General features: G+C 55.3%; 4 protein-coding genes. All 4 read right to left on the bottom strand.

The genetic code is table 11. The features are described from left to right. Positions 1-1983: 1983 nt before the first annotated feature. The 4 genes from APH35_RS27775 to APH35_RS27755 all read right to left on the bottom strand — a co-directional run bounded on the left by APH35_RS27775 (position 1984) and on the right by APH35_RS27755 (position 5153). A complete protein-coding gene (locus APH35_RS27775) occupies positions 1984-2538 on the bottom strand; it encodes a tyrosine-type recombinase/integrase (RefSeq protein WP_060515828.1) in 555 nt (184 codons plus the stop codon). An 808-nt stretch (positions 2539-3346) separates the two neighbouring features. Then, a complete protein-coding gene (locus tag APH35_RS27770) occupies positions 3347-3865 on the bottom strand; it encodes a hypothetical protein (RefSeq protein WP_060515827.1) in 519 nt (172 codons plus the stop codon). A gap of 366 nt (positions 3866-4231) precedes the next feature. Further along, positions 4232-4753, bottom strand: a complete 522-nt coding sequence (locus tag APH35_RS27760; RefSeq protein ID WP_060515825.1) for a hypothetical protein — start codon at positions 4751-4753, stop codon at positions 4232-4234. A 13-nt stretch (positions 4754-4766) separates the two neighbouring features. Further along, on the bottom strand, positions 4767-5153 hold the full coding sequence (locus APH35_RS27755; RefSeq protein WP_060515824.1) for a hypothetical protein: 387 nt from the start codon (positions 5151-5153) through the stop codon (positions 4767-4769). Positions 5154-5527 lie beyond the last annotated feature (374 nt).

The raw sequence follows: 5527 nt of genomic DNA, 5'->3' as shown, positions 1-5527 counted from the left end.
GGCGCGACATTGAAACTCAAGAGCCTTTCAAGCCAGAGTCATCCTGTACAACTGTCTGCTTGCATCTTCAAATCGTCGATCATCTGATTCCGGATCGGCAACGGCAATACGCAGTAGGCGCCAGTAATATGCTCTGGGCTACAAGCGTGTCAGCGGGGAGAATGCTTCGATTGGTATTGCGGGGAGCTGGTGTAGTTGTGTCTACCAGTTAATACAATAATACAGTATTTTGGCCAGAAGTCAATAGGTAAGTGTAAATAAAGTTGCAATTTCTTGAACTTTGTGAGCCGCACGTGCCATTCGTTGGCTACACCACGGCAACAAGTAAGCAGAGTTCAAGGTGCCTGTACCAGAATGCAACCGGAAGTAGCTCAGGTTGACCAGGTACAACAACTGGCTTGCCTGCGTGTAAGAGCACGCTTGTACGTGAATTCCACTGCCCTACCACCCACGGCGACCGCCAGATTTCACACAGGAACGCGATTCAATGTGCTGGTACGCTACCCGCACCCTACACTTTGCCCGACAGACACAACCCGACACCGCCCTACATGACTAAATTGACCATTGGCCGCATGGCAAAGCTGTACGGCCTGCATCGCTCGACACTGCACGAGGCCGTCGCCAAAGGCCGCGTCACTGCTGGCCATGACGGCAAAGGTCAGCGGGTAATCGACCTGTCCGAGATGATCCGCGTGTACGGTGAGCCAGTCGGGCGCCCTACACCACCGCCCGACACCCAGACACCAGCGGAAGACAGCCACCCTACACCGCCAGACACCCCTGCTGGATGGGCAGAACTGGTGAGCGAGCTGCGGTTGCTGCGAGAAGAAGTAGCAGGGCTTCGGCAGGAGCTGCGGTTGATCGAACACAAGCCAGCGGCACCAACTGCACCAGGCACACCAGAAGTCGCGGAAACGGCCCCAGAAGAAGGAGCAGCGGCACCGCAACCAGTCGCACCGGGAGCGTCGGATCAAGCATCTGTGTCAGGCAGGACTGGCCAGTCTGCCCACGCCCCGGCAGCTCGCACCTTCGGTGACATTTTATCAAGTTGGGAAGCTTAAAAGCCTTGTGGGCTGGCGCGGACGGGATAGGCTCGGAGCTTGAGCCTGAGCAGTAGCTGGATACAACTTCCCCTTAGGTGAGCACGTAGCTCATCCCCGGGGAAGTCTCCAAGTAATCGAGGGCAGGCCCGTCGCCGTCGCCGTCGCATCACTGGGGTTAGTCGCGGATGCTCGCACCAACCTAGGCAGTGTGTTCACGCTGGTCAGAGAACCGTCCTCTACCAACCCAACCTGAACTTGGTGGGGAAAGTCACTCATCTCCCCTTGGTCGCGGTCTGCCTCACCTGAAGAGGGCACTGCGCGGGAGGCTGCTCGCCAACGTCCACGCTCTGCAACTGCTTCAGACAACTTCACCGCTGGCGCGTTTGACCAACCCTGCTTGTCGGCGCCTATCAGCACACGTCGTACCCAAGTGACACTTATCCAACCACCGATACGAGTGGCAGACCGTTGGGCAATAGAGGGGTTGTGTTGGGGAACGCACGCGCTAGAATGGCGGGTACGTGGGCCAAGCAACTTATCCTTGCTGGTCTGCGGGTTGTGTTCGGATGTGATGATCCTTGCACTACCAAATCTGAGAGCCACTGCCCGGCAAGGCGGTGGCTTTCGTCTTTCTGATCCTTGGAATCCTAGCGGCGACATCTTGCGATGGCAAGGCGTGGCCTCTCGCTACCAACTTTCCAAGCGCCTGATACCCCGTAACTTTTCAACCAGGTACTCGCCCAGGGCGAATATCTACGGCATTCCGTGGGCGGCAATATCGTCTGGGGAATCGGTCAAACTCGGCTAACTGTGGCTCGGTGTCTAATGCCTATCAGGCTCGCTACGGCCGCTGCTGCGGCCAATCGGCGAATATCTAGGGGTGAATACCGCCCACCCGCCAAAGTCGCTGTAATCGCTTCCTACGGCCTTCCAGCCCCTAGAACACGAACTGGTGGTAGGTCGCGTCTACTTCTGACTGCGTGATACCGATGTACGCCATGGTGACGGCTGGGCTGCTGTGGTTCAGCACCTTGCAGATCAGCTCGATGGATGCACCGCCGTTGTACATCAGCCACCCGCGTGTCTTCCGCATCGAGTGCGTGCCCAGCTGAAACTTCATCTCAGCCCCTACGGCCTTGAAAGCGTTGGCGACGGCCACGCGGCTCACTGGCTTACCTTTGGCCCGGTTGCTGTCCACCTCGAACAGGTACGTGTGAGTCGGGTGGGCTGCCCTACGACGCTCTACGATGGCCTTGGCAGCCGTGTTCAGCTCGATGTCGCGGGTCTTGCCGGTCTTGCTTTCCTTGATGACCAGATTGCCGCCCTGAACGTCCTCGAACGTCAGGCTCAGCAGATCGCTGATACGAAGGGCCGTGTTGACGCCGAATCGCCAGATGTCAGCGTACAGGGTATTGCCTTTGGCATTTCGGGTCAGTCGGCTACCAACTTCTTCAGCTTTGCTCTGGCTTTTGACCGCTTCGACGATGTTCATTTCTTATTTACGTTCCGTTGAATTTCGTAGGTTGTGTTAATTAGAGCACAGAACTTTACGCCAAGTCCAGTGTTTCCGGGGGTTAGCTAATTTACAGAATTCTATTGTGTAAATTAGGAGGTGCTTTGAACGAACAACGGATCGAGCGGGAATCAGGCAAACAGCCGTAGGACAAGTATCAACGCCATGAAGATCAGCCATCCAGCAACGGCGGCGCCGGTGACAACGAGTACGAGTAAAAGGTGTTCCTTCATATCTTTCCTTAGGCGGATGAGGGGCTCCCTCAGCACCATATCCTCTTACACATCCAATGTGGTGTGTCGCCTCAACGGGTGATCTGGGAGACGCCCCAATGGGTGGTGTACGGGCATAGTGCTACCGCCTCGATCCGGTTTCGGAAAGTCGGACCAGGTCGCCCAGGCTGGGTCGCTTACGCTGGCGCCTGCAAACGATCTTTACCCCGGCCAGTAAGCGGGGTTTCGTCACTCGACAATTTGCAGGCAACTGGTCGTGACGACCGGATACGGGCAACCCCAACAAGGAGATTCACCATGAAGCACCTACTGTCTGCTGCCGTGTGGCTGCTGAAGACGATCTGCACCGAACTGATTCGCATCGTTCTGCGACACGCATTGCGAGGTGATCGGGCGGAATAACGCCGCCACGGCGGGAAACAGCGTGTGCGGGTCGATTCTCTTAACCCACCTGTAGCGTAGGTCGCGTGAATAGGCGCTTGCAGCAGATCGGTTGCCGCTGTGAGCCGTGGCCTACGCCCAACCCGATTAGTTGTTGGTCGAATAATGACCAGTTAATCAACCTCGGTTTCAATGTCTGCGAGCAAGCGTTTGTTGATGACCCCGTACCGGCGTACCCGTACATCACCGAACAACTTGGTCAAATCGTGGGGCCGCTGGCTCAGAATCTTGTTCGCTTTAACTTCGCACCAGTCTGGTGTGACCCGCCGATATACAACCTTCATCGTCACCGGGAAGCACTTATCGGCCAGCTCTTGAAGCCCTGCCACCTTACTTGTGGTGTACATGGTCAAGTACGCCTGCCGTACGTTGCCACGCCTAGGGCTTTGCAAACTTTGAACTCGAATCAAGAACGGTTGATCTGCAAACTTCCTGCCCAGCTCTTGCCTGAATGTCTTCTGGTCAATTAACAGGTTCTTACTGTCCTCGGGCGTCTCGTAGAACACCGAGTACTGGTAGTTCCATATTGGGGCAAGCAAGTAGTTGGCAAACTTTCGCTTGGTCTTGTCTTCCGATGATTCCACTTGCTGTTCCCATTGGTGATGGCTTACCGGATGAAGGGGATAGGCCATAGAATCTTCATTTGCACCTCCTAAACCTGCACGGATCGCCGTACCGATTGCACGCACTGGCGTGGGTAGGCTTAGTCTCTGTCCGGCCCTTTAACTACGCGGGCTGTGTGGCAGTCTTGTCACCGTGGGTTCTGGGGCGGGTCAAGTGGATGATTCTGCTTTTTTAGTGCGGTGGTATCAAGGGCCGTCAACGGCCCCGATTCTTGCTCGCCGTGGCCTGTTCATCGGCCCGCATAGACTTGACGTAGCACCGCATGGCCCACTCGATGAAGTCCCGAACAGGCATCTCATGGCGCCGTGCGTGGTAGCAAAGGCCATGGAACTCATCCGCCGTAAACGATACGCCAAGGGCCTTGGTGGGCAGCGTCATGCCGCCACCTCGGTTGGTTCGGCGTAGGCACTAAGCAGGTCTGCCAAGGCTTTCTGCTCATCGCTGGCCCGCTTCTTATCCGCTGCTTTGGCCGCTGCCGCTGCTGCCTGTCGCTCGCTGCGTTCTACGCTAATAGCCACCTGCCGGGCAGTCTCTGCGACGTTTCGCTGGTATCGGTCCTGCTCGTACTCACCCAGGACCAGCTCTGCCAACTTGGGAAGTTCGGTTTCAATAACGTCTTCCGGCTTGCGTAGAATTGCCTTGAACCACAACGGCTGGGTGACAACCTTGACGATGCTGAAGCCGTCTCGAAGGATGTGTTGAAGTTCGATCAACGCCACCTCAAGTGGTGTATCACGGACCCAATCGACATTGGCGGCCAAGCCTTTGTAATGCAGACCTTCAGAACTCTTGTGATATTGTTCGGTGCGTTTGTCCAGCAACTGATTGTACTCGGTATCAGAGTATTTGAAGAACTCGACTACAGTGGTGCCGTAAGTTTTGTTTGCATTGGTCATATTAGTTTCCTTATTACTTGTTTGAACGGTGTTGTTTGAGAGCCGCGATAAAGCTCGCTTTGGCTCGTTGCTTGTCGCTTGATGGTTGGGTATTGCTGCCATTGCTGGCGTTCTGTACGGGCTTCGCTGAAGCTGCTACAGGCGCCTTCGTAGGTGTGGTTGCATTGGGCTTCTTTGCCGCTTCAACCCTTGCCCGGTGTGCTTCCAGATCAGAAAGCGTGGCCACCATGCCCGCTGGCAAGATCGCGTCTTCAAGCCCGTTAAGGTAGGCAAGCTCTGCCTTCGTCGCCGGGACGTAGAAGGTCGATTCTGGCGGCAGACCAGGTTGCTCCAGGAAGTACGATAGAATCGCGCCATTATCACGGCGTACTTCCAGCCAGATGCTGTTATCGGTCATCATGCTGCATCCTGTTCAGGTTCATTATTCTTAGCTGATTCTTGAACAATGTACTGCTGCTCAAGTTGTTCGTGAGTGAACTTGTTGTTTGCTCGCCAAACACGGACTTGGCATTGCACGGAGCAAAACCGGGAAAGGCTTGACCGGCTGAAGAAGTTTCTGCTGCAAGACTCGCAAGTGTGCTTGCGAAGTGGACGTTGATTCGCCATAATTGTTACCTCTGTATGTAGTTTGTTGTTTCATTCGGAAATAAAAAACCCGCTCCCTGAGTTGGGATAACGGGTTCAGTACAGCTACTTGCACTAATATCGGCAGTGCAAGCTTCACCCCTTTGTGGGGTAAATCTTAGTAATAGGTGGCCATGTTCGTTGCAGCCT

The organism is Pseudomonas sp. NBRC 111132, from assembly GCF_001320565.1.
GTDB classification, from domain to species: domain Bacteria; phylum Pseudomonadota; class Gammaproteobacteria; order Pseudomonadales; family Pseudomonadaceae; genus Aquipseudomonas; species Aquipseudomonas putida_P.
Note: the sequence above shows the minus strand (reverse complement) of the source record. Positions and strands in the feature narration are given on the sequence as shown.